Raw genomic sequence first — 23,500 nt, forward strand, 5'->3', positions numbered from 1 at the left:
CAAACGAGCCCTCCGGGGCGTTCCAAACGCCGCCTGAGGATCACAATGGTTGGCATTGTGCTCATTGCATTGGTTGCCGTTGCCTGGGCGTGGCGCAGCCAAAGTGGCGCGACAGATACCAGAAGCAAGAGCGCGGAGACAGTACCGGTAGTAACCGCCAAGGTTGCCCGAAACGATGTATCGGTCAGGCTCACGGCCAACGGCCAGGTGTCTGCGCAGCAGATGGTCGCGGTGCGGCCGCAGCTTAGCGCGGTGATCAGGTCAGTGGATATCAAAGAAGGGCAATACGTGCAGAAGGGCGAGAGATTGTTTACGCTCGATGCGCGGACCGAGGACGCCAATCTCAGCAGAACTGAAGGGCAACTCGCCAAGTCCAGAGCTGATCTCAGGAATGCCGAGCGTAACCTCGAACGCCAACGCGAGCTTTTTCGCCAGAATTTTATTTCACAGGCTGCGCTCGAGGTGGCGGAGAATCAGGTGGAGGGATTGCGCGCCCAGCTTCTGATTGATCAGGCAACAGTGCAAGCAAATCGCGTCGCTCGCGGTTTCAGCGAGATCACAGCGCCCATTGCCGGACGCACGGGCGCTATTCCCGTGTATCAAGGCAGTCTGGTGCAGCCGAACGATATCCTGGTTACCATCACGCAGATCGATCCGATCAATGTCAGCTTTACCTTGCCGGAACGCGAGTTTGGGCCTTTGCAGCAAGCGCTTGCCAAAGGCGAGGTGCCTGTCAATGTAGTGCTGGACGCAGCGGGAAAGCAAACGCGGAAGGGGCGACTGATATTTGTCGATAATGTGGTCGATACCGCGAGCGGCACAATTGCCCTCAAAGCGGAATTTCCCAATGCAGATAGGCGTCTTTGGCCGGGCATGTTTGTCAACGTGACCCTTGCGCCACGCACATTGGCGGACGCGCTCACCGTGCCGGTGCAAGCGGTGCAGCACGGCCCGGAAAGAACATTTGTTTACGTAATCGGGGAAGATGGCAAAGCAAGCCCTCTGCCTGTGGACGTACGTTTGATCCAGGAGGGAATTGCAGTAATAGAGGGAGAGGGCGCGGCGCCGGGTATGCGCATTGTTGTGGAAGGCGCGCAGAATCTCAGGCCGGGCAGCAGGGTGACAGAGGCCAAGCCCAGGGGCGGTGAGGTGGGAGAATCAGCGGATCGAAACGCCTCCGATAAGAGTGCGGCATGAATCTCTCCGAGCTGTGTATCCGCCGTCCGGTGATGACGGTACTGCTATCGGCCTCTGCCGTAATCGCCGGCATCATTGCTTATGACGGCTTGCCGATCGCCGCGCTGCCGAGCTACGACTCACCCACCATCACCGTCAGCGCGGCGCTCCCCGGTGCGAGTCCGGAGATCATGGCTTCCTCGGTCGCCACCCCGCTCGAAAGGCAATTTTCCACGATCTCCGGTCTCTCGGTTATCAGTTCAAAAAGCACGCTGGGCAATACCGTAATTACGCTGGAATTCGATCAGGATCGGGACATCGACAGCGCGTCCATTGATGTGCAGGCGGCATTGCTGCGCGCGGAGCGATCGCTTCCGATCGAAATGACTTCGCCGCCGTCATACCGCAAGCTCAATCCGGCTGATGCCCCTATCATTTTTCTTGCGCTGACATCGCCGTCAATGTCGCTGTCGGATTTGAACAGCTTTGCCGAAGACCTCATTGCGCCAACGCTATCGACGCTTCCCGGTGTGGCGCAAGTACAAATCAACGGGCAGAAAAAATATGCAGTACGTATACACGCGAACCCCGAAGCGCTTGCTGTGCGTAACCTGACTCTTGACGATATCGCCACCGCGTTGCGTACTGCCAACGCTAACACTCCGGTCGGCACGCTCGAAGGCCCCCGCCAAACACTGACCATCGAGGCCAATCGCCAGCTCAATAATGCCAAGGCATTCGCCGATCTAATCGTGGCGACGGCTCCCAGTGGCAGCGCGGTGCGGTTATCCGAGGTGGCGCAAGTTGAGGACAGCGTGGAATCTGTCAAAACCGCAAGCTGGATTAATGGCGAACGGGCGATAACCCTTTCAGTGCAGCGCCAGCCCGGCGCGAATACTGTTGCCACGGTCGATGGCATCAAGAGAGCAATGCCGGGTTTGGTCGCCCAGATGCCTTCGTCTGTTCAACTGAAGCTGACCAGCGACCGCTCAATCTCGATCCGCGATGCCATCCACGATGTGCAGATTACGCTGACGATAACCATTGTGCTCGTTGTGCTGGTGATTTTCCTGTTCCTGCGCAAGGCCTCGGCTACGCTGATCCCGGCGCTATCATTGCCGATCTCGCTGTTGGGAACCGTTGCCCTGATGCGCGTCCTTGATTACAGCCTGGACAACATTTCGTTGCTGGCGATTACTCTCGCGGTCGGATTGGTGGTGGATGACGCCATTGTGGTGCTCGAGAACATTGCGCGCCATATAGAGAGAGGCATGCCGCCATTGCAGGCGGCCCTGCAGGGATCGAGGGAAGTGAGTTTTACTATTATTTCAATTTCGGTGTCGCTGGTTGCCGTGTTTATTCCAATATTTTTTATGCCCGGCGTAATCGGACTGTTGTTTCACGAGTTTGCGGCCGTAGTGGGGATTGCCGTTCTGATGTCAGCCGTCGTGTCGCTCACGCTGGTACCGGTGATGGCCAGCCGTTATCTGACACCGCATGAGACCGAAAAGCGCAGCCTGAAATGGACCGCCTGGTTCGAGCACGGATTCTCGGGGCTGTTAACATCATATGAACGTTTACTCGATTGGGCGCTGCGCCATCGCCGCACAGTGCTCGGTATTGCGATTGGCACCTTCATCGCCACGGGCGTGCTGTTCGTGGTTTTGCCCAAAGGCTTTTTTCCCAGCGAGGATATCGGCCAGGCACTGATCACGGTGGAAGCTGTCGAGGACATCTCTTTCCCTGCCATGACGACACTATTGCAGCGTACAGGCGATGTGATTCGCAGTCATCCAGCAGTCGACACGCTTATTATTTATGCGAGCGAAAGCCATAGTGCCCGTTTGTTCATGACTCTTAAACCGCGCGATGAACGTCCACCTATCGACACGGTAGTCGAAGATTTGCGCCGTGACGTGCGCGCCATCCCAGGCATTAATGTTTTTATCAATCCCATTCAGAACCTCAGGCTTGGCGGTCGTACCAGCAAGAGCCGCTATCAGTATGTCATGCGCAGTGTAAGCGCCGGAGACCTGCGCGCGGCAGCCGAAAGCCTTATATCGCGCATGCGCGAAGAGGAGGCCATTTTTCGCGATGTAACCAGCGATGCGCAATTGAAGGGCCTGCAGGTGCGGCTCAATATCAACCGCGACAAGGCTAATCTGCTGGGTATACAAATGGCGGACATTCGCTCGGCGCTTTTCAGCGCTTTCGGCGAGCGCCAGGTGTCAACGATTTATACATCAAGCAACAGCTACCAAGTTATCATGCAAGTAGGAGACGAGCATCGGATCGACGAAAGCGCCTTCGGAAAAATACATCTTCGCTCCAAGAATGGCACACTGGTTCCGCTATCGAGCGTTGCGTCAGTGGAGCGTGAAGTGGGGCCTATCGCCATCAATCATGCCGGGCAGCTTGAGGCAACGACGATCTCGTTCAACCTTGCACCCGGTGCCGCACTGGGCGAAGCCTCCGCCCGTATCGATCAGTTCAAGCACGAGCTGAATCTGCCTGGCAGCATTTTAACCAGCTATGCCGGCGACGCCGCCGCGTTCCAGTCTTCTCAAGCGAGCCAGGTGGTATTGATTGTCGCCGCGTTGCTGGTAATCTACGTGCTGCTTGGCGTGTTATACGAGAGCTATATCCATCCTCTCACAATCCTGTCCGGACTTCCCTCGGCGGCGGTCGGTGCATTGGCGATGCTGTGGTTGTTCAATATGGAGTTATCAATCATCGCCATGATCGGTATCTTGATGCTGATCGGTATCGTCAAGAAGAACGCTATCATGATGATCGATTTTGCGCTCGACGCACAACGCAGCGAGGCGCTGGCACCGTATGAAGCTATCCGCACTGCGTGTCTCCTGCGTTTTCGGCCGATCATGATGACAACACTGGCAGCCCTGATGGGTGCGCTTCCCATCGCTCTCGGATTGGGCGCGGGCGCCGAGTTGCGTCAGCCGCTGGGCCTCGCGGTCGTCGGGGGACTGTTGTTCTCGCAAGTAATCACGCTTTTTATTACGCCAGTGATCTATCTTTACCTGGATCGCTTTTCCGGCAAGGGCCCGCTTAAGCTCGAAATGGATCCAGAATCTGATTGAATCATTATATGGCCTGTGTATGTCATGGTGAAACTGGCAGGTGGTTTAAACCCAGATAATGCATTAGGCGGCTCTCCGAGCCTACGCGACTGCTGGCGGCTAGTTTTGCGCCCATTTTTGCCGCTTGCTCGGCGTCCATAGACCAGGCTATGAACTTCTCCCAATCGACAAAACTGTCTCGCAACCTGCCTCGCCATCATCTCGCGTCCTAATGGATTATCTGGGTTAAAAATTGTTTACGACAATCTTGCCTCCTGAAATAACAAGATCGGGGTATTCTAAAGTTTTCAGGTTATGCGTGGGGTCGCCTTTCACGGCAATAATATCGGCAGGCGCGTCGCGTTGTAAGGTGCCCAGCAGCGGCAAATCCAGATGCTGACCTGCTTTTGACGTCGCTGCACGCAAGACATCGATCAGTTCCATTTTTGCCAATTGCCTCATGTACATGAGCTCCTGAGCATCAATGCCCTGGGGAATATCTGGATGCGCAATCTCAGCCCCATATAAGAATTCACCCCCCTGCGCCGTCCAGGTTCGAGCATTGTGAGCAACACCTGAACATCTGGATAGGGTATCCATGGTAGTGACTATTTTTACATTCTGTGCGACCGCCTTTTTTAATAACGATTCAGGAATAATGTCACAGGGCACATGAGCCCACTCGTCTACGCCTGCATTGATGGCAATCTGTGCACCTTTTGCTTCGGCAATATGCGCTGTTACCTTACGATTATTTCTATGGGCCTCATCCACAATCGCTTTTACAATATTTTCCGGCAGTAATGGCCATGCCTGCTTCGACACATGATGGGCTGGCTTGTGATGGGCATTCGCATGTTCCGCACCCGGTTGATCATCATGCCCATGGCCGGAATCGTGGCCATGTCCGGATGACCAGGGTGCACCTGCTTCGCCACCCGGCTCCAGTGCAACCTTGATCACAACCGCACCTCCCTTAATGAGATTGCGGACAGTTTCCCGTGCTTCTTTTTCTGTGGATACAGCCGTTGCGACACTGGTATCCCCCAGGATTGAGATGGGATAACCATTTGGGGCAGTAATAATCGGTCCGGAGGTAAGTACACGCAAACTTCCGTCTCCACCATATGGTTTGTGTATCGGTCCACCTACATCCCGAACCGTCGTAATACCATGCTTCAGAACGGTATCAGCTGGAATATTTTGAAACGAGAGATGGGCATGCAATTCGATAAAGCCGGGAAGTATGGTTGCGTCACCCAGATCGATGACTTTCGCCTTGCTGGATTGGAATGATTCACGGGAGCCGATTTGCGCTATTTTCCCGTTTCTCACCAGTATCGAAGTATTTGTTCGGATGTTATTGCCGTCGAAAACCCGCGCGGCATGCAGAAGAATAGCTGCGTGCTCTGTTTCCTGGGCGATAGCCAGAGGTGAAGCAAAGACCGTCAGGATCAAACATAAACAGGAAATAACTTGGGCGAATCCGAAGAGCATGCGTTTCATCATTTCATATCCTTAATTGACAAACGTTTCAGAATTTATTCGTCATTCGTCATGACATAATAAATAGCATTAACAGTGGTGTGGTTCGATGGCATCAACGAGAATACAGAGTGCGGCCATGAGAAAAAAACTGCCCCATGCCGACTCGACCAATTCATCCTTCCCCTGACTGGTTTTATAACAGCAGCCCCAAAATATTCCCGAATCGGTTCCATTCTTGTTTTTTTGATGGCTGCTATTTTCCTGAAACCCGGTGAAGTATTGACTGAGGACAATCGTGGTAATCTGCCGATGGGCATAGGCGCGCCATTGATTACCTCCAGACATACGATCAACCAGGGAGAGCATTGCAAGAGATGCGATGACGGAGGAAGAAGGATCACAAAGCCCCGATGGATGGCTCAGTCGATTTGGCGGCAGAGGTTCCGGACGTGAGCGTCTCCAATATTCACAAGCGGAATGAGCATAGGTTAGATAAGGTTCTCCCCATTGTACTGCCGCCCGGCTCAATCCCAACATGGCCCAGGCTTGGCCGCGAGACCATATACCTGCCTGATCCGTGGGTCGAAAACGCCCCTGGCTAAAATGTGCCCCGGTGTGAAACGCGCCATTATCACTACCGCATGCGGCTAACAGGGTATCTGCATGACAACGCGAGATATTGTGATAAACGCTATGCTCACTGCAGTTCAGAAGTTGGATCAGGGAAGCAAGGGTATCTATCGTAATGAATTCGCTCCCGTCTTTTCCACCGCCCATCGCTGTACCAAGGGGAATGCAATTCATTTCAGGATCGTAGGAAGCTGCAATCGCGACAATAGATTCCTTTACAAGCTTCCGTGCATTTGCATCGCCAAACCAGAGATCTCCCAAGGATGCCCCGTACCAAAAAATGAGGCTCCGGTTAATGGAATCACCGCCGGTTTTCCGGGACAAGCGTTGACAGATTTCTGATGCTTTGCGTTGATCCGATGTTGATCCGGTAATTCGTGATCGCAGCCACCACCACCCGCTCCAGAATCCCCCAACCCAGGAGCCACCTGAAGAGACAACCCACTGATCAGAAGATCCTGGCGAATAGAGAGGGAAGGCACTCGCGCAGTTGGAATCGACGACCTCCATGCGATGAATCATTAGCTCCAGTGCGTGCATCATTTCTTCACGGCTTAATAGCTGTTCATTGGTGTTATCAGACTTCCTTTCCAATATATGCATAAACAGTGTCTCCTCAGAAAATCAGGTTGAAATCCACATAGACCATATCGGCATCTTTCTTGCCCTGATAAACGTTTTCGATGACACTGCCGCCGAATGCATGCCCGTAATAGAATCTCCAGGACAATTTCTTGGTGAGAGTATGTGTGAAGCTTATGTCCACCAATTGACCCACATCACCCTTGCCATCCGAAGGTCGTCCCGAATAACCGAATGCTCCCGAGCTCGCCGTCGGTCCCAACCCTCCATAGAACAGATCGCCTGAGTTGGTGAGCGACAAATGATGCAGGTCAATCGTCACCTTGGTCGCCGGAGTGGGTGATACCGTCATCTGTAGAAACGCATCTTGCAAATTCATCAGATTGTAGAACGGCAATTTGGCATAAGCGCGCCCGCTGGGGAGCATTGAAAAGAAAGTGTTATGCATACCGTCTTTTGCGTTGTCATCCCCCGAGCTCAGAAAGTAGATTGCACGCAGCCATGGTTTAACGGGAAGCTGGGTCCATTGATAACCGGCCTCGGCGGCTATGGCCCAGGCTTGATGGTCCTGGTTGGTCCAATTTCCAAACTGATACGCTCCCCACAATAAAGCATCGATGCTGCCCGAATCCCATTGATGAAGGGTCAGCAGATGGGCGCCTATTGTCTGTATATTCAGGTCCTGGCTATTAAGCTGAGGTCGATCGTTGATCGGCCGGTTATCTACCACCTGTGTATTGCGCTTGTCATCGTAATTCAGGTAGAAGAGTCGACCTTCCGTCCCTGGCAACAATGCATCCTTCTTGCTGGTTAGCGCTGCGTAAAACAGGTTGATATCGCCGATTTCATCTTGCCCCTGGACAGTAAATCCACCCTGGGTTGGATGCATGCCGGTCGCCGTTATATTGAAAGCTGGTTGATCATAAACAGCGTTAAAGCCATCGAAGCTTCGCCCTACATGGACAACGTTCGATGCCACGAGGCGTTGCGCGACACGCGTCCTTTTGAGACCATCGAACTTGTCAATGCCAGTTCCGTATTCCATACCATCCATAAATTCGAAACGGCCGATTTTCAGGAATGCACCTGGCGCTCCCACCGAGTTGAATTTGAGGTTAAGGTAAGCCTGTTTCAAAAAAACGTTACTGGCATTCGTGGACTGATTCGCCAAGAAATAAGCTCCCCCCAATCCTAAAGGACCGGCGGGAGATGCAACTGCATCATCGGGAAGGCCGTATAAACCAACATATTGCGCTTGCGCATAGGCATCGACATAAGAAGTGGTGAGCAGAGCACCGAACCTGGCGCGTAGCGCCCACAAATCGTAAGCGTTACTATCGTTTATTGCCGGGCTAGGCCGGAAATAGTTCCATGTCTCATAGCTGCCGTACAGCTCACCAGTGATGCGCATGTATTGGTTGATCTGACCCAACGGCTTGAGTTCTTCAGCTCCCAGGGTGCCGCTGATTTGCAATATGGATCCCATAATCATCCACAGAATTAAATGGTTCAATCGCATGCCGCATGGATTGGCTTGTTTATTTACATGCACGAGCTAAAATTCTTCCGCTCGCCCATTCTCGCTTCTGGTTTGGAATATACAGAAACCAGAGAACTCGGAATCCGAAAAATCATGGAATCAATCTCCTCTAAAGATGGCGCACCCATCGCTTGCTGGAATAGCGGCGTAGGGGAGCCTCTGTTACTCGTGCATGGGACCTCTGGGGATCATTTTGCATGGGCATCGGTATTGCCCGCCCTTGAACGTCAGTTCAGCGTATGGACCATTGATCGACGGGGACGTGGTCACAGCGGCGATACCGACAGCTATACACTCGAACGCGAATGCGAAGATGTCGCTACTGTCATTGATGCTATCGGGAGTACCGTGCATCTTCTCGGACACTCCTTTGGAGGCCTGTGTGCCCTGGAAGCCGCACTCCTGACTCCAAACATCGGCAGTCTCATCCTCTATGAACCGTCCATCTCGCTGGCTGGCAGTGGCTGGTCTGTGGAGCTCGAAGAGAACATGCAATCCCTGTTAGGTGCAAGTAACCGGGAAGAGGCTTTGCTGCTCTTTTTCCGTGATATTGTCAAAACGCCACCCCATGAGATTGCTGCCATGCAAACTGGATCGAGCTGGCCAGGGCGGATAGCTGCAGCTCACACGATTCATCGCGAATTGTGCAGTATCAACCAGTACATTTTCGATTTCCGGCGGTTTCGCGCCTTTCAAGTTCCCACATTGATTCTGCTTGGCGGCGAGAGTCCACCGCGCCGCCACCTTGTTGCCGAGACGCTTCATCGGTCCCTGCCCGACAGTCAGCTTGCGATGCTTCAAGGGCAGCAACACAGCGCGATGAGAACTGCGCCTGACTTGTTCGTCCATGAAGTTGTAAAGTTCTTAAATATCCACGGCAGTGACGCGTTGGGCGGCACGGACCGTCTTTAGCGACTGCGCCAAGCGCCGGCGAGCGGACGCCAGCGCCCATGACATGACACCAGCACATAAAAGCACACCAACCAACGTGCTCCAGCCAAGCAGCAAGCCACCGGAATAATTTGACATGGCACCATAGAGCGGTGGACCCAGCGCGAAGCCGCCGAAGAAAGCTACTGAAACAAAGCCGGATGCCGTAGTCACCTGACCAAAAGCCGGGTCTCTTATCAACATACTCATCGCTATTGCATTAGTGCCCACCGCCGTAAGTCCCATACCCACGGCACCCACCCATAGCCTCCAGTGGCTTTCCGGACTTGCTTGCATCGTTATCGCCATCGCACACGCTGCAATTGCAATCAATACAAGCAGAAGCAGCGATTCGTCTTTAAGTTTTGCTCCCATGGGCGTCAGCATTATTCTGGAAAGCATTCCCATTACACCGAAGACGGCAATCAAGGTACCGGCCATAGATAGTGGCATGCCTTGCTGGTTAGCGAAGGTCGGCAGGAACGTGACGAAAGCGGAGAGTGATATGCCAACGCAGAATTGCACGCCCATCAGCCGCAGCAACAGCGAGTTCGGCGGTGAAAAGGTGAAGGCCTTACCTGTCCTGCTGTGTTTCTTCGGCGTGACGAAAAGTGTCATTATTGCGAATAAGGCTGCCACTGGGACAACCATGCCAAACGCAACACGCCAGTCATGCTGAAATGCGATAGCGGGAAGTATCAGTCCAGCGAATAGCGCTGCGAGCTGAACGCCGGACTGCTTGAGGCCGACAATCCTTGCCTTTTTCTCCGGCGGAACCTGTTGCGCGATGAGTAAATTTGTGACTGGATTTGCGAGTGCCTGGGCGATTCCGCAAATGGCGGCCGCCACGACCAAACCATAAAAATTTTCAACCGTTGCAATCAGCGTGAATGCAAGTGCGATAGCAGAGAAAAGCAGCATCAGCGTATAACGTGAGCCAATGCGGTCTACGAAAGCGCCCGCCCAGAGGGATAAAACAGCCGCCAGGCCAAATGAACTCATTACCAGGTAACCCAGTAATGCGGGCTTGAAGTGCAAGTCACGGGTAAGGAGTGGCCCAAGCGTGCCAATGGCGTATAAAACCAGCATGGGCAAAGCCATCGCAAATACCAGGACAACTCCGAACCATATATTCACACTGGTCGTGTGCCGGTTGGTGATTGTTACCATCTCCGCGTCCCCCGCCGACAATCCGGCAGCGCAAATAGCGCGGCACACGCAACTAAGGGCAGGAGCACGCCAATCAGCGTGCCGCGACCGGACAGTAAGTCACCAAAAAGATGCGGGAGGTTTGCAAACACTGGATCAGCCAAAGTGATATGCGTCCTCTTCCTTAAAGAAGTTGATGAGCCGGCGGCCGACTGAGCTGATAAGCGACTCATCCGAACCATCAAGGATGCGTGATGTGCGCGCTATTCTATAGATGCCGGAAAGCGGGGTAAGATCACTGATGCCTTCGGCGCCATATAGCTGTATTGCCGAGTCCGAGGCAACGCATAAAGCTTGTGATGCGGCTACCTTGGCGACATTGATCTCGACATCGCTTGAACGCTGGGCATCAACCCCTCTCGCCGCTACCCGAATTAATTCACGCGCGCTCGCAATAGCCTGATATGCGTTGACGACGTGTTGCCGCACTAGTTGCTTTTCCGGCAATCGAGCAGACCGGCCACGTTCAGAATTAATTCGGGCGCCCATTAGATCGAAACATCGTTGCGCCAGCCCCACCCAATTCATCGAACGAAGCAGTCGGCCAATGCCAAGCCGCTGGCGCATTAAATCAATGCCGCTGCCGCTCGTGCCCAAGAGATTATGGTTGGGGACCTTTACACCCCTAAAAGATATTTCGCCCTGACCAAGGAAGCGGCCCATCATGGTGATCTGACGTTCAACCTTGAACCCAGGCGAATCGGTGGGGACGATAATCATGGAAAGCGCCTTGCCAAGAGCAGTGTCTTCTCCGGCGGTACGCACCAGGACAGTGACAAAAGTCGCCCGGTCCGTGTTGCCGACGAACCATTTTCTGCCATTGATAGCCCAACTTCCGTTTGACAGGTGGGCGGACGCTGTTATCAAGCCAGGAAATGATCCGCCATGCCCCGGTTCTGTCATACCGTAACTTGGGGTGGCTGTCCCGGCTACCATGGGTTCCAGAAAGTTTTTATGAATTTCATCGGTGCCAAATTTGAGGAACATATGCGCATCAAGCGCGGAGTGGCTGCCAAAAATTGTCTGAGAGAATTCCGTGCGCCCCTCCTGCTCCGCAACAATCAGGTAGTCTTCGAGAGAAGCTACCTTTCCACCATGGGAGAGCGGATAAAATAGGCCCCATAGTCCGGCACGCCGAGCCTCTTCGGCCAGTTTTGATTGAAGCCGAAATGATGAATCTCCGTCTTGAGCCATTTGTGGTTCGCTTGGGATGACCATTTCATCAACAAACTTTCTCACCTCGCGCGCGAGCGATCTGGCTAGCTCTGTATGCGCTGATTCTCCATGTATTCCCAGCATTAATGCGCCCATTGGACCAGCCCTGGTTTAGTTGCCTGCTGGGTAAACTCAATCTCCGCAGTTAACTGCTTTTTATCAACTTTTCCTGCTGGGCTAAGTGGAAGTTGCCGGTAATAGCGTAAGTATTCCGGCAGCTTGTTGGTCTCTAAACCCTGTTCATGCAAATAGCTGGTAAACTGGGATAGCGAGGGACGTTCGACTCCATCTCGCAATACCAGACAGAGGCAAACTCGATGTCCCAGATCCGGATCGGCCACTGGTACACAGGCAGCGCTGACGACAGCCGGATGGGCAACGGCAATGTTTTCGATTTGAGCAGGACTGATATTGACACCACCCCGAATGATGATGTCTTTCTTGCGTCCGGACAGCACCAGATATCCGTCATTATCAATAAGGCCAAGATCTCCGGTATAAACCCAGCCATTATCGTCTCGGTATAGAGCATCGAGGTCGGAGGCATTGACATATTGCATCGGGCTTATTGGACCTCTGGCCGTAATTTCACCGACGCAGCCTTGCGGCACCTCGCGCTTCTGGTCATCGACTATCCGGATGGAACAAACATCTGGATTCGGTCGTCCCGCTTTTAAAAAAACGGTTTCCAAATTATCGTCAAGCATCGTGTGGCAGTTAACGCCATCCGCCGAGCCGTATAAGCTGATAAAACCACATCCAAATGCCTCAGTACACCGGCGGATGGTGGCTTCATCGATTTTCGCTCCACCGCTGATAATGGCGATCAGGCTGGAAGTATCGATCCTGGATAATGCAGGGTCCACGATGATGCGTTGAAACATGGTGGGAACCCCAAAGATATGGGTCGGTTTTAGCTCCGCGATAGTTTGAATGGCAGCCGCGACATCGAATTGCCGCAAGGTGATAATCGCGCCACCAAGCCAGGATAAAACACCAAACGTCGCGGTTGAACCGAATGCGGTGCCAAGCGGCATCAGGTAAAGCCCTTTAAAGGTACTTCCCTCAGGATGTATTCGTTGCAAAAAACGCCCTCGTCCGCCAGCTAGCGCGTTGTGAGAATAAGCCACCCATTTTGGCTCGGACTCTGTTCCGGAAGAGATGAGGAAACGAACGGGTGAATTGGGGCAAACTGTTGGGAGCTTATCAAGCTCAATTGGCTCGGCCTGAAACAGGTCATCCAGGGTGTGCCAGCAATCCAGGGCTTTTCCATCGACAATAAGAATACGGAGTGATAGCAAAGCAGGCCGTAACGATTCAATAAGTTCACACAGGTCAATTCCAGCATATTCCCGCTCGACAATAATCACCCGCGCATCACACCTTGTGAGTAAAGACTGCGTGTCAAGGCGGCCACGTCCCGGTGGGAAAGGCGCCACGATCGCGCCCAGTGCTGCAGTGGCGAGATCGATTGCGCAGCTATGCCAACTGTTGGGAAGCTGGTATGCAACAACATCTCCTGAAACAACCCCCAGCGCCTGAAAGCTGGCAGCCAGGCGGCGAACTTTGTCCAACAGCTCAATGTAAGTGATGGTTCGATCAAGAGATATAACCGCCGGGCTGTCAGGACGTTGCCATACATGCTCACAGAACAGCTCGTATACGGATTTATTTGGATAGGTTCCATTCTGAGCCCACTCGTGGCGAACTTCAGCAGGAACCATATCTATGATTCCGGAATGATTCATCTGAAACTCCAGGGAGAATTGACGCTTGTATAGGAGCCAGGGCTCAGGCTCGCCTTTAGATATGCTATGTTCTGCAGGTCAGCGAGGTTTTCGATAACCACAGCGCAAGGAACGCGTGCTTCTTCAAGAACTTCAGCCCATGCAGTAGCGGTTCTCGACAGGAATAAAACCTCCAGGTTGTCCTCAGAATCAGCCGTTTCAGTGCCAATCGCAATTTCAAGAACCTCGGCTAATCGTATTAATGTCGCTGTATCGCAACATTCAACGGCTATTTTTCCCTGCTTAGTGTCATAAATCTTATCAATAATACTTTTTGAGGTTTTGCGAGTGGTGGCCGGTAGGTTATATACGTCATGAAAATCATCTGCACATAAAAGTGTTGCCGCACCCATCAGAGATGAAGTGACCTTCGCACCGACGTTGTTCAGGCATCGATTGAGCAGCGCAATCGTGATTCCTTGTGCCGCAACAACGCCACCGAGTACGTCAAGCACCGTAAATAAGGAACCGCCGTGAGTACCAGAGGTTTCGGCGACCTTTTTAGCGATACCGGAGTAGGCTTGCGTCATGAAATCCGTGCCTGGCATTGAGCTCAAAGGGCAATGTGCTGCCCTGTCTGTTGCCCAACCAGCAGCATAGGCATAAATCAGGGAGCGATTAATTGAAGTCAGATCCTCGTCGTCGAGATTTAACAGCACCGCTTTACCGGGTGCCCAGTTATGCAGAAAAACGTCGGCATGGCGTACCAGCTCCTTGATTTCCGCTTGTCCGGCTGGAGACTTGATATCTACTTCACGAATCGTTTTAAGGTGGTTAAGCGCATCGAATCGTGCCGAGCAACCCTCGGCCATCGGCGGCATACCTCGCAGCGGGTCTCCGCCTGGCGGCTCTACCCTGATAACCGTTGCACCCAAGAGAGCGAGCAGGTGCCCTGCAAGAGGACCTTGAATCCGCCGGCAGGATTCGATGATGGTAAATCCGCTTAACGGCAAGTCACCGGTAACACGCGTCGACGCTCTGCTCGATGCCCTGCCGCCGGGACTTGTCTCGAAAACGAACTCCCATGGCCCCTGGTGCCACACATGTTGACAGTCGTCATCCTTGGCCCTGTCATCGACAGAACGAAGCGGACAAATGGACATGCCAGTGCGGGAACATATTTGTGAAATACAGTAGTAAGTGAGATTTGATATCGCACGGGACAATTCGCTAGGCAGAGGGGATATGGCTGTGGCGTATCTCAGCAGAAAAGCGGGCCACGCTTTTCCAGCCGCTGTTGAACTCACACCGATCTCGGTCCAGAACTTCTGCCAGGGACCGGCATTGAGTGTTTCGAGTTCAAAGAAGACACCATCCAGCGAAACAAAGGGAGGATGGTGCCCATGTGAGATAGTGCCCGGAAATAGTGCTTCGGGAGACTCTGAGGCTGTTGCTCCCGCTATATACTGTCCTAAGCTTAATAGGGCTGCGGATGCCATCGAAACGCTGCTGTGCCCGACGGAAAGACCCCGCAGTTGACCAATCGAAGCGGCTACTCCACCCAGAAGCGCCAATGCGGCGGTCAAGGTCGAGACGTAGTTCAACCCTAATGGCCGATATTTGCCGCTTGCTCGCCCATGCACCGACATGAGTCCACAAGCCGCCTGCATTATATTTTCAGTCGCAAGGGCTTGCCTGGAAGCATCGCTCCATTTACCCACATCGCATATGATTGGCGTGGTGTGCGGAGTCTTGAATTCAAAAGAAAGCGCTGCATTTTCGGAAGAGCTCTCGCTCGGCTCGATTTTGATGCCCAGTGCGGCAGATTGGTAAAGTAGGGAAGATGCTATAGCAAGCTCAGGAGCATGATGTTCAAATGGCCCTGTTATCACGCAACCGGTTAAGGCACGATTCATACTCATTTTCATATGGGATGCGAGTGAGTTCAGCTTACCCTCCCGCGACAGCGGGCAAAATGGTCAATGAATCGCCATCTCGCAGCTGTGTTGATAGCCCATTGCCAAAGCGAATGTCATCATCGTTTACGTAAATATTAATGAAGCTGTGTGACTCCCCTTCGGTAATCAGTTTCTCCTTAACGCCGGGATACTGGTGCTCCAATTGGTCGATGACTTCAAGAACATTGAAACCAGAAATTTCGATGCGCTTCTGATTATTGGTGAGCGGTCTAAGTATGGTTGGGATATTCACAGTGATAGGCATAGTTATTCCTTTTCGGTTTTATGATCAAAAAAACTAGAAATTGTGGGAGGAGGGGCGAAGCGTGGAGATCGACTTCAATTCAAGCTCCGGGCTCCCTTTACGACTGGCAATATCACCTATGGTGATGGTGATGATCTTCCTTGTTGCCCGCTTGCAGCTCAGAAACGTTCGCTTTCTGGATATTCTTGGACGTGGATTTGAGCGGAGTAAAGCGAGCAGTTGCGGCTTCCTGTCCTGGCAGTTCAACGAACACTGTCACCACCGTCTGGGGGGTAACAGCAAAATCTCCCGCTCCCTTAAACATATTTTCACCTGCCGGTTCCAGCTTGACCGAAGTTTTATCCTTGGCCTTGCCGACTTGAACGGTCGCTTTGCCGCCGCCGCCCAGGGTGCTCAAATTACGGTCGGCATGATCCATTACATAGAGCACAATCTCCTTATCCTTGGCGACAAGCTCGATGTGATAAGGACCGGCCATGCGTGTCTGCCCGCCATGGGCCGATTCTTTGGATTCGAAATATGCTTCGTTGTGCGCCCCGCCAGACATTGATGCTCCCGCCAGCGTAGCACCAATAAGCATGACGGCGATTCTTGATGTATTCACTTTAATCTCTCCCTAGATTGGTATAGTTCGCCTGGGTTTATGGGAAGGGTTATACAACTTAGGCCACCATTGACAATTCCCATTCTGCTTTATATGAATCCAGCATTCTGACTCGTTCTTCGGTCACCATGCCGTCCACAATGCGGAAGCTGCGGATCTCTTCCCTATAAACCGCATCTGTTGGAATGATGACGTAATGAGATCGCGGCTCTGTTGCATATTGGACATCGATACGGCTGGGGTAGGCTTGCGTATTGGTGTGCGAATGGTAGATAACGATGGGCTCCTCGCTTCGCATTTCCATTGTTCTCCAAACCTGAAGATGCTGCTGGGAATCGAATCTAAAAAAAGTTTCCGATTGGGCCACATTGCGCATTGGAATAAAACGTAGCGGAAGATTTGAACCCGCGGGTCCGGCGATGATTCCACAGGTTTCAATAGGATGATCTTTATGTGCTTGAGCAAGCATCGCTTCGACAAGTTTGGCGTGTATCGTCAGCATAATTCTTCAACTCCTGGGATAGTAGGTTGATTGAAATGAAAAACAGAATTCTCTGTTCTGCCAGAAGAAGCAGCTCTTTTAATCGTGGCAAATTAAGCAATTGCTTAATAATTAATAATCTCCCTAGCTCAACTAATAGCCTGGCAATGAGCGATCGACATCCCTTATCCACGCTAAGATTCCTCCGTCCAAGCTCTTTACATTTGTAAAACCATGTTTTTGCATTTCCATGAGAACATCCTTGGAGCGAATGCCCATCTTGCAGTGAAGGATGATGAGGTCTTCTTTGTTTAACCGGGATAAATTTTCTTCCGACATGATCTTGTTTTTAGGTATATGGCTTGCACCTTCAATACGGACAATGTTCCATTCTTCGATTCCTCTGACATCGATGAGCTGCATATCCATGCCGCTTTCCCGCAGTTGTTTCAACTCCAAGGCACTGATCACCGGAACATTTGTTTTGTTGTCGGTTGCCAATTTCCTTGATCCGCAAAATTCCTGATAATCGATCAGTGCCGTTATAGAAGTTCTTACCGGCGCTCGCCGTAACGGTATAAATCTATACGTCATATCCAGGGCATCATAGACAGCGAGGCGGCCGAGTAAGGTTTCGCCCAGGCCAGTGATTAATTTAATAGCCTCTGTCGCCATGATTGCACCGATCGATGCGCAAAGAATGCCTAATACCCCACCTTCCGCGCAGGAAGGTGCCATTTCTGATGGGGGCGGCTCAGGGTAAAGATCACGATAATTCAGACCGCGTCCGCCCGGCGCATCTTCCCAGAAGACGGAAGCTTGTCCTTCGAACCGGAAGATGGATCCCCAGACATAGGGTTTTCCCGCAAGCACGCAGGCATCATTGACAAGATATCGCGTAGCAAAATTATCCGTCCCATCGATAATCAGGTCATAGCCGGGAATTATCCCCATAGCATTATTTGCTTCCAAGCGTTCAGTATGGAGCTGAACATGAACATAAGGGTTCAGTTCGTTGATAGCGTCCTTCGCGCTCTTGGATTTGAATCTTCCGATATCCGATTGCCCATGAATGATTTGCCTTTGCAGGTTTGATTCATCGACGATATCGAAGTCGGTGATTCCCAACGTCCCAACTCCCGCCGCAGCGAGATACAGAAGTACCGGAGATCCTAGGCCCCCGGCGCCTATCACCAGGACTCTACTATTCTTGAGGCGCTTCTGTCCTTCCAAACCAACGTCAGGAATCAACAGATGACGGCTGTACCGTGAAATCTCATCATTGCTCAAGTCTTTCGAAGGGTGTACTAGCGGTAATAGTTGCATTAGAAACCTCCATGTTTAAATCAACCTTTAGTTTCCTTAACACTGGAATCGAAAATGAATCCGGAAGATAAGATTGAATGCGATGCCTTTATTTATGAATACTGAATATTCAGAAGCTCGCGGATAAGCCGATTTGACCCCAGCGCCCCGGCATGGGATACCCTGGCCGATAAGCGTAGTTGGCATCCAGGAGGTTTTCCATGGCTACGAAAATTTCGCCTCTTTTGCCTAGCATCGGCAGCCGGTGAGAGACACGCGCATTCATGATCACAAATGCATCAACTTGCTCGGTGCTGGGGACTCCCGCTGCGCGCGGACGGCTAAGCGCCAATATGCTTGACTGATACTGGGTATCGATTGTCAAGCGGATAGGCCCTATCTGCCCATTTATACCCGCCGTAACAGCCCTCTTTGGTGTATAGGGCAAATTGTCGATGCTGGGATCAAGCAGGGTCAGGCCGCCAAATATCGTCCAATTCGGGGTAATATTTTGTCTGATTGCAATTTCGGCGCCACGCATCACATAGGTACCGAGATTCAAAAACTGAGGAGGCGGTGGAACAAGTGGCGGGAAACCAAAGATGTAGCGGTTTTTTACCTGGTCGACAAACACGCTGATATCGATTTGCGTTGTATCAGTAGGGGTCAGCTTCACACCGACTTCGGCGTGATGGAGTTCCTCCGCGGCAAGTTGTTTCCATGTTTGTCCCAGCGGAGGAATCAAGGAGGAGAGAACCGGAGCTTCCAAACCCGGATAGTTGATGCCGCGTGACACATTGCCGAATATCGTGACTCTCTCGGAAACCAGGGACAGGCCGGCATGTGGCGACGTTCTGGTTTGGAACACGCTATGGTCATATACTCGTATCCCGAGTGCCGGGACGAGCGACCAGCCTTTGCCTAGATCGATCTTCTGGCTCAGCGCGACGTAAGGTGAGGTGACGCGAAAAGTCGGTGAATTAAAGTTGCCCTGGGGTGCTGGGGCTATTCTGTTAAATCGCGTATTACCTGAAACCCAATCGCTATCCAATCCGGCAACAATAGCTCCACCCTTCCATAGAGAGAATTCTTCTTTCCAGCGCACGCCAGTCATCTGGAAATTATTGAACTGATCCCCTTCCAGTCCGGGTTGATGCAACCAATTGCCTTCGCCTCTATTGTGGTAAAAACGCAAATCCCCACGCCAGTCACCATGACGATGCGATAAAAAAAAAGAAACCATTCCCGCCTGAGTGTTGTATTGTGGCGCTACTGCAGGCATCGGCAGACGATTATCCCCCGGGTCACGCGCCTGGTTGTCGACATAAAGGAAGCTCGTGCCAACCGACCAATCGGCATTCAGCCGCACGCCGATGCGGCCCATGACGTTATTCAATTCGCCGCTCGCATTGGGCCGGTGACCATTCGACTGGGCGTGGCCTTGTGCCAGCATAAAATCGACGTTACCCCTGCGTCCCACCAGATCTGCTTGCTCAATAAAGGTGCTAAAGTATCCCCCGGATATTCTTCCATTGGCCTGCACGCCATCTTCGGTTGCACGCTTGGTTTCCAGATTGATCGAGGCAAAGTTGTTTCCGTTGATTTGCGGTTGTGGGCTCTTGTAAACAGTGATGGACTGCATGCCATTGACGGGCAACAAGTCGAGCAACGGGTGATTCCATACGCCCATGTAAAACGGAACGCCATCAATGTAAGTCTTGATTTCGCTGCCTGGACGGCTTACGCCCATTCCGCGAATATAAACGGCGCCGCCTTGATCGCCACCAAAGCCGCCCACCGGGTTGTAGCGTGATATTTGCACCCCGGGGGTACGGCGCAGTGCTGAAGCCAGATCGAACGCATTCTGATCGCGCAACTGGCTCTCGTTGACCACCGCGGATGTGCTTGAAAACGGGTCGATGCGAACGCGATCAATGATCGGATTAGCTGTTACAACAACCGGAGATAGTGGGGTACTCGGAGATGATGCGGTACTCTGTGCCATTGCAAACCCTGAGAAAATCATTGTTACAGCTGCGCATGTTACGGCTACTACGATTTTTCTTATTTTCATTTTTCTTATTTTTGTTTGAATTGCTTATACAGCGAGACAAAACCAGTTCGTGCCTTCATATATCATTTTCTAAATCATGGCCTGCGCGCATAATCAATGTTGCTTCTTATGCTTCTATATTCCCTATAAAGCTTTCTGTGGTTTTGATGGGTTATGCCACACTTACCCATCCTACATAAGTACAAATGCCTGGAGATTGCTTGTTACAAACGCTCTATGCTTGCTCAATGGGGAATGTAAAACAAATTGATGAGATTAGGAATGTGGCATATTGCCGCATGTGTCATATTGTCGCATGCGACATATTGCCGCACCTTTAATGGTCACTATGCGGAGTGAGTAGAGCCGTCAGACGATTTGGTATCAATAGAGAATGAGAGTTTCAATCAGCTCATTCTTATCACCAAAATATGCAAAATGCATTATACGATTTCATTAGATATAGGTTTCTGCTACGGGTGGTTGCTACGAGTCCCGCATGAAATATTGTCGTAAGCGCAATTTTTTGAATTAAAGAGGCGTAATGATCGGATTGTGGCAAATTTCTAATCTTAATCGGTAAAATAGAACCTTACGTGGCTGTGAGAAATTTGTGTTCTAAATGAGGTATGGTTTAAAAATATTAAGGCGTACGGTGGGTATATAACCGATAAGTTTTTGAATTTCCATTTCAACGAAACTCATATTTGTATAAGGTTCTTATGAACGCAATCAAGCTTTCCTTCCGGATGCTTCGCCGCGACTGGCGCGCGGGCGAGTTGCGTGTGCTGGCGTTTGCGCTGGTAATCGCGGTGGGTGGAATGACTACCGTGGGATTTTTCGCCGACCGGGTGCAGTTGGCGCTTTCCCGCCAAGGCAACCAGTTACTCGGTGCGGATTTGATAATTTTCGCTGATCACCCGCTGCCCCCGCATTATGCGGACGAAGCGAAACAGCTGGGGCTGACCGTTTCCACCGCGGTGAAATTTCCCAGCATGGCGGCAAAAGGGGAAAACACTTTATTGACGGAGATCAAGGCGGTTACCGCCGGTTATCCCTTGCGCGGCGAATTGCGTATCAGTGAGGACTTTCGCGATGTGCCATCGTCACGCGTTACCCGTATCGCCAATGCAATTCCGCCTCCCGGCTCTGCATGGGTCGATGAGAAGCTCATGATTCGCCTTGATCTCCAACGAGGCGACACAATTGAACTGGGTGCATCTAATTTCACCGTCAGCGCGCTGATAACACAGGAGCCGGATTATTCCATCGGATTCATTAACTTACGGCCGCGCGTGCTGATAAACGCAGCTGATTTGCCCGCGACCGGCCTAGTGCAGCATGGTAGCCGCATCGGTTATCGCCTGTTGGTTTCGGGGGAATCCGGCGAGGTGGAGAATTTCCGGAAATGGGCCCAATCGCATTTGACGCTTGGAGAAAGAATCGAAGGCATTCGCGATGCCCGACCTGAAATTAAAGCGGCCCTGGAGCGGGCGGAAAAGTTTCTCAGCCTGGCCGCCCTGGCAAGCGTGGTACTGGCGGCGGCTGCGGCGGCACTTGCCGTGCGCCGCTTTACCCAGCGCCATCTCGATGGCTGCGCGGTAATGCGTTGCCTGGGAGCAAGTCAGCCGGCGATGCTGCGCCTCTACCTGTGCCATTTCGCCGCTCTGGGATTGATTGCCAGCGGGGCCGGTTGTTTGCTCGGTTTTGTCGCGCAGGAGGCTCTCGCTTTTTGGCTCTCCGGGCTGGTGGATGCGGAATTGCCGTGGCCCAGCGTGTGGCCTGCCGTGCATGGATTGCTGACTGGCCTGGTGTTATTGCTTGGCTTTGCGTTGCCTCCCCTGCTTAATTTGCGAAGCGTACCTGCGTTGCGAGTATTACGCCGGGACATTGGCATGCAGAATCCTGATAGTCTTATCGGCTATGCACTGGGGCTGGCGGCGCTGTCAGTATTATTTTTGTGGAAAGCCGGCGACGTGCGGCTGGGTGCTTCTGTCATGGGTGGATTCGCGGCAGCGATAGCGGTTTTCGGCTTGCTTGGATTCATGTTGGTAAAAGCTTTAGCGCATATGCGCAGCCAAACTGGCGGTGCGTGGCGTTACGGATTGGCAAGCATCCGGCGGCGCGCAACTTCCAGCGTGGTTCAGGCGGTGGCGCTGGGGCTGGGGTTGATGGCGCTGCTGGCATTGACGTTGATTCGAGACGATTTGCTGCAAAACTGGCGCACCAGCCTGCCGTCTGATGCCCCTGACCATTTCCTGGTCAACATTCAAAAAGGGCAGTTGGAGCCTCTGGCCGCATTTTTTAAACAGCACCACTTCATGCAGCCGCCGATTTTTCCAATGGTTCGCGGGCGTCTGACCGCCATTAACGGCAATGCCATCGCAGCGGGGGATTACGCCGATATCCGCGCAAGGCGGCTGGTAGAGCGTGAGTTCAATCTGTCGTGGGCAGCGGAAATGCAGAGTGACAACCAGATTATCAAAGGCCGCTGGTGGAAAAGCGGAGATACCGGAAAAGCGGTGATGTCAATGGAGGAGGGCATCGCGAAAACGATGGGGTTCGGCCTGGGCGACACGCTGACTTTCGATGTGGCGGGCAGCACATTTTCCGCCACGATTACCAGCCTGAGGAAAGTAGACTGGGACTCCTTCCGCGTCAACTTTTTCATCGTCACCCCACCCGGCTTGCTGGAAAGTTATCCGGCAACCTACATTACCAGTTTTCACCTGCCGCCGGAACGTATGGAGGTGGCAAATCAACTGATCAAAGCGTTTCCCAATCTGCTTGTAATCGATGTGGCGACCATTATCAGTCAAGTCCATAAAATGATCGAACAAGTGACCAAAGCAGTTGAATTCGTTTTCCTGTTTACGTTACTGGCGGGGGTGGCAGTGTTATATGCCGCAATCGCCTCGACGCAGGACGAGCGCATTCACGAGGCTGCCATCTTCCGCACTTTGGGGGCAAAGCGCGGCCAATTGGCGCGCGCCTGGGCAGCCGAATTTGCCATACTTGGCGGGCTAGCCGGACTTTTTGCCGCGGCGGGAGCCAGCGCGCTAGGCTATGTCATTGGCGAATATACATTGAACCTGGCTTACACTTTCAACCCATGGATATGGCTGATCGGCTTACTTGTCGGAATTATCGGTGTAACCGTGGCCGGTCTGATGGGAACTCGCTCTGCGCTCTCAACACCGCCGCTCCTGACTTTACGGAGGATTTGATGAGGCATCGCAGGGACTCGCCGCGTTGAT

General features: G+C 52.4%; 16 protein-coding genes. 4 read left to right on the forward strand and 12 right to left on the reverse strand.

The genetic code is table 11. The annotated features are described in order from the left end of the window. The first annotated feature begins 45 nt into the window (after positions 1-45). Together BLP45_RS12245 and BLP45_RS12250 are read left to right on the forward strand one after the other, a co-directional pair. Positions 46-1,197 (forward strand): efflux RND transporter periplasmic adaptor subunit, encoded by a 1,152-nt coding sequence (locus tag BLP45_RS12245; RefSeq protein ID WP_256327815.1) that lies wholly within the window; start codon positions 46-48, stop codon positions 1,195-1,197. Then, positions 1,194-4,277 carry an efflux RND transporter permease subunit gene (locus BLP45_RS12250; protein ID WP_090372774.1) on the forward strand — a complete coding sequence of 1,028 codons (3,084 nt, stop codon included), beginning with the start codon at positions 1,194-1,196 and terminating at the stop codon, positions 4,275-4,277. Before BLP45_RS12245 ends, BLP45_RS12250 begins: the two co-directional genes overlap by 4 nt. A gap of 225 nt (positions 4,278-4,502) precedes the next feature. Here the strand turns inward: BLP45_RS12250 and BLP45_RS12255 are convergent, their stop codons facing one another. The 3 genes from BLP45_RS12255 to BLP45_RS12265 all read right to left on the reverse strand — a co-directional run bounded on the left by BLP45_RS12255 (position 4,503) and on the right by BLP45_RS12265 (position 8,442). Next, on the reverse strand, positions 4,503-5,765 hold the full coding sequence (locus BLP45_RS12255; RefSeq protein ID WP_090372775.1) for an amidohydrolase family protein: 1,263 nt from the start codon (positions 5,763-5,765) through the stop codon (positions 4,503-4,505). A 66-nt stretch (positions 5,766-5,831) separates the two neighbouring features. Continuing rightward, positions 5,832-6,977, reverse strand: coding sequence for a glucuronyl hydrolase (locus tag BLP45_RS12260; protein WP_090372776.1), 1,146 nt, complete (start codon positions 6,975-6,977; stop codon positions 5,832-5,834). Between the two features lie 13 nt (positions 6,978-6,990). Next, positions 6,991-8,442, reverse strand: coding sequence for an alginate export family protein (locus BLP45_RS12265; RefSeq protein ID WP_256327816.1), 1,452 nt, complete (start codon positions 8,440-8,442; stop codon positions 6,991-6,993). 147 nt (positions 8,443-8,589) lie between these two features. On the opposite strand from BLP45_RS12265, the gene BLP45_RS12270 reads away from it, so the two are divergent. Next, positions 8,590-9,408, forward strand: coding sequence for an alpha/beta fold hydrolase (locus BLP45_RS12270; RefSeq protein ID WP_090372806.1), 819 nt, complete (start codon positions 8,590-8,592; stop codon positions 9,406-9,408). On the opposite strand, the gene BLP45_RS12275 is transcribed toward BLP45_RS12270, so the two are convergent. The 9 genes from BLP45_RS12275 to BLP45_RS12315 form a co-directional block, all read right to left on the reverse strand. After that, positions 9,361-10,596, reverse strand: a complete 1,236-nt coding sequence (locus BLP45_RS12275; RefSeq protein WP_090372777.1) for an MFS transporter — start codon at positions 10,594-10,596, stop codon at positions 9,361-9,363. The genes BLP45_RS12270 and BLP45_RS12275 overlap by 48 nt on opposite strands. A 135-nt stretch (positions 10,597-10,731) precedes the next feature. After that, on the reverse strand, positions 10,732-11,946 hold the full coding sequence (locus tag BLP45_RS12280; RefSeq protein WP_256327817.1) for an acyl-CoA dehydrogenase family protein: 1,215 nt from the start codon (positions 11,944-11,946) through the stop codon (positions 10,732-10,734). Continuing rightward, positions 11,934-13,598: a class I adenylate-forming enzyme family protein gene (locus BLP45_RS12285; protein WP_090372778.1), complete on the reverse strand. Its 1,665-nt coding sequence runs from the start codon at positions 13,596-13,598 to the stop codon at positions 11,934-11,936. Before BLP45_RS12285 ends, BLP45_RS12280 begins: the two co-directional genes overlap by 13 nt. Continuing rightward, entirely contained in the window at positions 13,595-15,493 is a 1,899-nt protein-coding gene (locus BLP45_RS12290; RefSeq protein ID WP_090372808.1) for a CoA transferase, read from the reverse strand. Before BLP45_RS12290 ends, BLP45_RS12285 begins: the two co-directional genes overlap by 4 nt. 34 nt (positions 15,494-15,527) lie before the next feature. Beyond that, positions 15,528-15,800, reverse strand: coding sequence for a MoaD family protein (locus BLP45_RS12295; RefSeq protein WP_090372779.1), 273 nt, complete (start codon positions 15,798-15,800; stop codon positions 15,528-15,530). 112 nt (positions 15,801-15,912) lie between these two features. Next, on the reverse strand, positions 15,913-16,404 hold the full coding sequence (locus tag BLP45_RS12300; protein WP_090372780.1) for a hypothetical protein: 492 nt from the start codon (positions 16,402-16,404) through the stop codon (positions 15,913-15,915). A 58-nt stretch (positions 16,405-16,462) separates the two neighbouring features. After that, positions 16,463-16,906, reverse strand: coding sequence for a M67 family metallopeptidase (locus BLP45_RS12305; RefSeq protein ID WP_090372781.1), 444 nt, complete (start codon positions 16,904-16,906; stop codon positions 16,463-16,465). 132 nt (positions 16,907-17,038) lie between these two features. Beyond that, complete coding sequence (gene moeB, locus BLP45_RS12310; RefSeq protein ID WP_090372782.1) at positions 17,039-18,211, reverse strand: molybdopterin-synthase adenylyltransferase MoeB; 1,173 nt, start codon at positions 18,209-18,211, stop codon at positions 17,039-17,041. Between the two features lie 109 nt (positions 18,212-18,320). Beyond that, a complete protein-coding gene (locus BLP45_RS12315) occupies positions 18,321-20,195 on the reverse strand; it encodes a TonB-dependent receptor (RefSeq protein ID WP_256327818.1) in 1,875 nt (624 codons plus the stop codon). Between the two features lie 770 nt (positions 20,196-20,965). Between BLP45_RS12315 and BLP45_RS12320 the strand changes: the two genes are divergently transcribed. Further along, positions 20,966-23,470 (forward strand): ABC transporter permease, encoded by a 2,505-nt coding sequence (locus BLP45_RS12320; RefSeq protein ID WP_090372784.1) that lies wholly within the window; start codon positions 20,966-20,968, stop codon positions 23,468-23,470. Positions 23,471-23,500: the final 30 nt, after the last annotated feature.

This window comes from Nitrosospira sp. Nl5, assembly GCF_900102495.1.
GTDB lineage: Bacteria > Pseudomonadota > Gammaproteobacteria > Burkholderiales > Nitrosomonadaceae > Nitrosospira.

Coding starts and splice junctions, on each gene's coding strand:
- BLP45_RS12255 (WP_090372775.1), bottom strand. CDS start 5,765: ATGATGAAACGCATGCTCTTCGGATTCGCCCAAGTTATTTCCTGTTTA.
- BLP45_RS12320 (WP_090372784.1), top strand. CDS start 20,966: ATGAACGCAATCAAGCTTTCCTTCCGGATGCTTCGCCGCGACTGGCGC.
- BLP45_RS12245 (WP_256327815.1), top strand. CDS start 46: ATGGTTGGCATTGTGCTCATTGCATTGGTTGCCGTTGCCTGGGCGTGG.
- BLP45_RS12270 (WP_090372806.1), top strand. CDS start 8,590: ATGGAATCAATCTCCTCTAAAGATGGCGCACCCATCGCTTGCTGGAAT.
- BLP45_RS12250 (WP_090372774.1), top strand. CDS start 1,194: ATGAATCTCTCCGAGCTGTGTATCCGCCGTCCGGTGATGACGGTACTG.
- BLP45_RS12285 (WP_090372778.1), bottom strand. CDS start 13,598: ATGAATCATTCCGGAATCATAGATATGGTTCCTGCTGAAGTTCGCCAC.
- BLP45_RS12260 (WP_090372776.1), bottom strand. CDS start 6,977: ATGCATATATTGGAAAGGAAGTCTGATAACACCAATGAACAGCTATTA.
- BLP45_RS12265 (WP_256327816.1), bottom strand. CDS start 8,442: ATGGGATCCATATTGCAAATCAGCGGCACCCTGGGAGCTGAAGAACTC.
- moeB (WP_090372782.1), bottom strand. CDS start 18,211: ATGCAACTATTACCGCTAGTACACCCTTCGAAAGACTTGAGCAATGAT.
- BLP45_RS12315 (WP_256327818.1), bottom strand. CDS start 20,195: ATGGCACAGAGTACCGCATCATCTCCGAGTACCCCACTATCTCCGGTT.
- BLP45_RS12280 (WP_256327817.1), bottom strand. CDS start 11,946: ATGGGCGCATTAATGCTGGGAATACATGGAGAATCAGCGCATACAGAG.
- BLP45_RS12295 (WP_090372779.1), bottom strand. CDS start 15,800: ATGCCTATCACTGTGAATATCCCAACCATACTTAGACCGCTCACCAAT.
- BLP45_RS12275 (WP_090372777.1), bottom strand. CDS start 10,596: ATGGTAACAATCACCAACCGGCACACGACCAGTGTGAATATATGGTTC.
- BLP45_RS12290 (WP_090372808.1), bottom strand. CDS start 15,493: ATGAATCGTGCCTTAACCGGTTGCGTGATAACAGGGCCATTTGAACAT.
- BLP45_RS12305 (WP_090372781.1), bottom strand. CDS start 16,906: ATGCTGACGATACACGCCAAACTTGTCGAAGCGATGCTTGCTCAAGCA.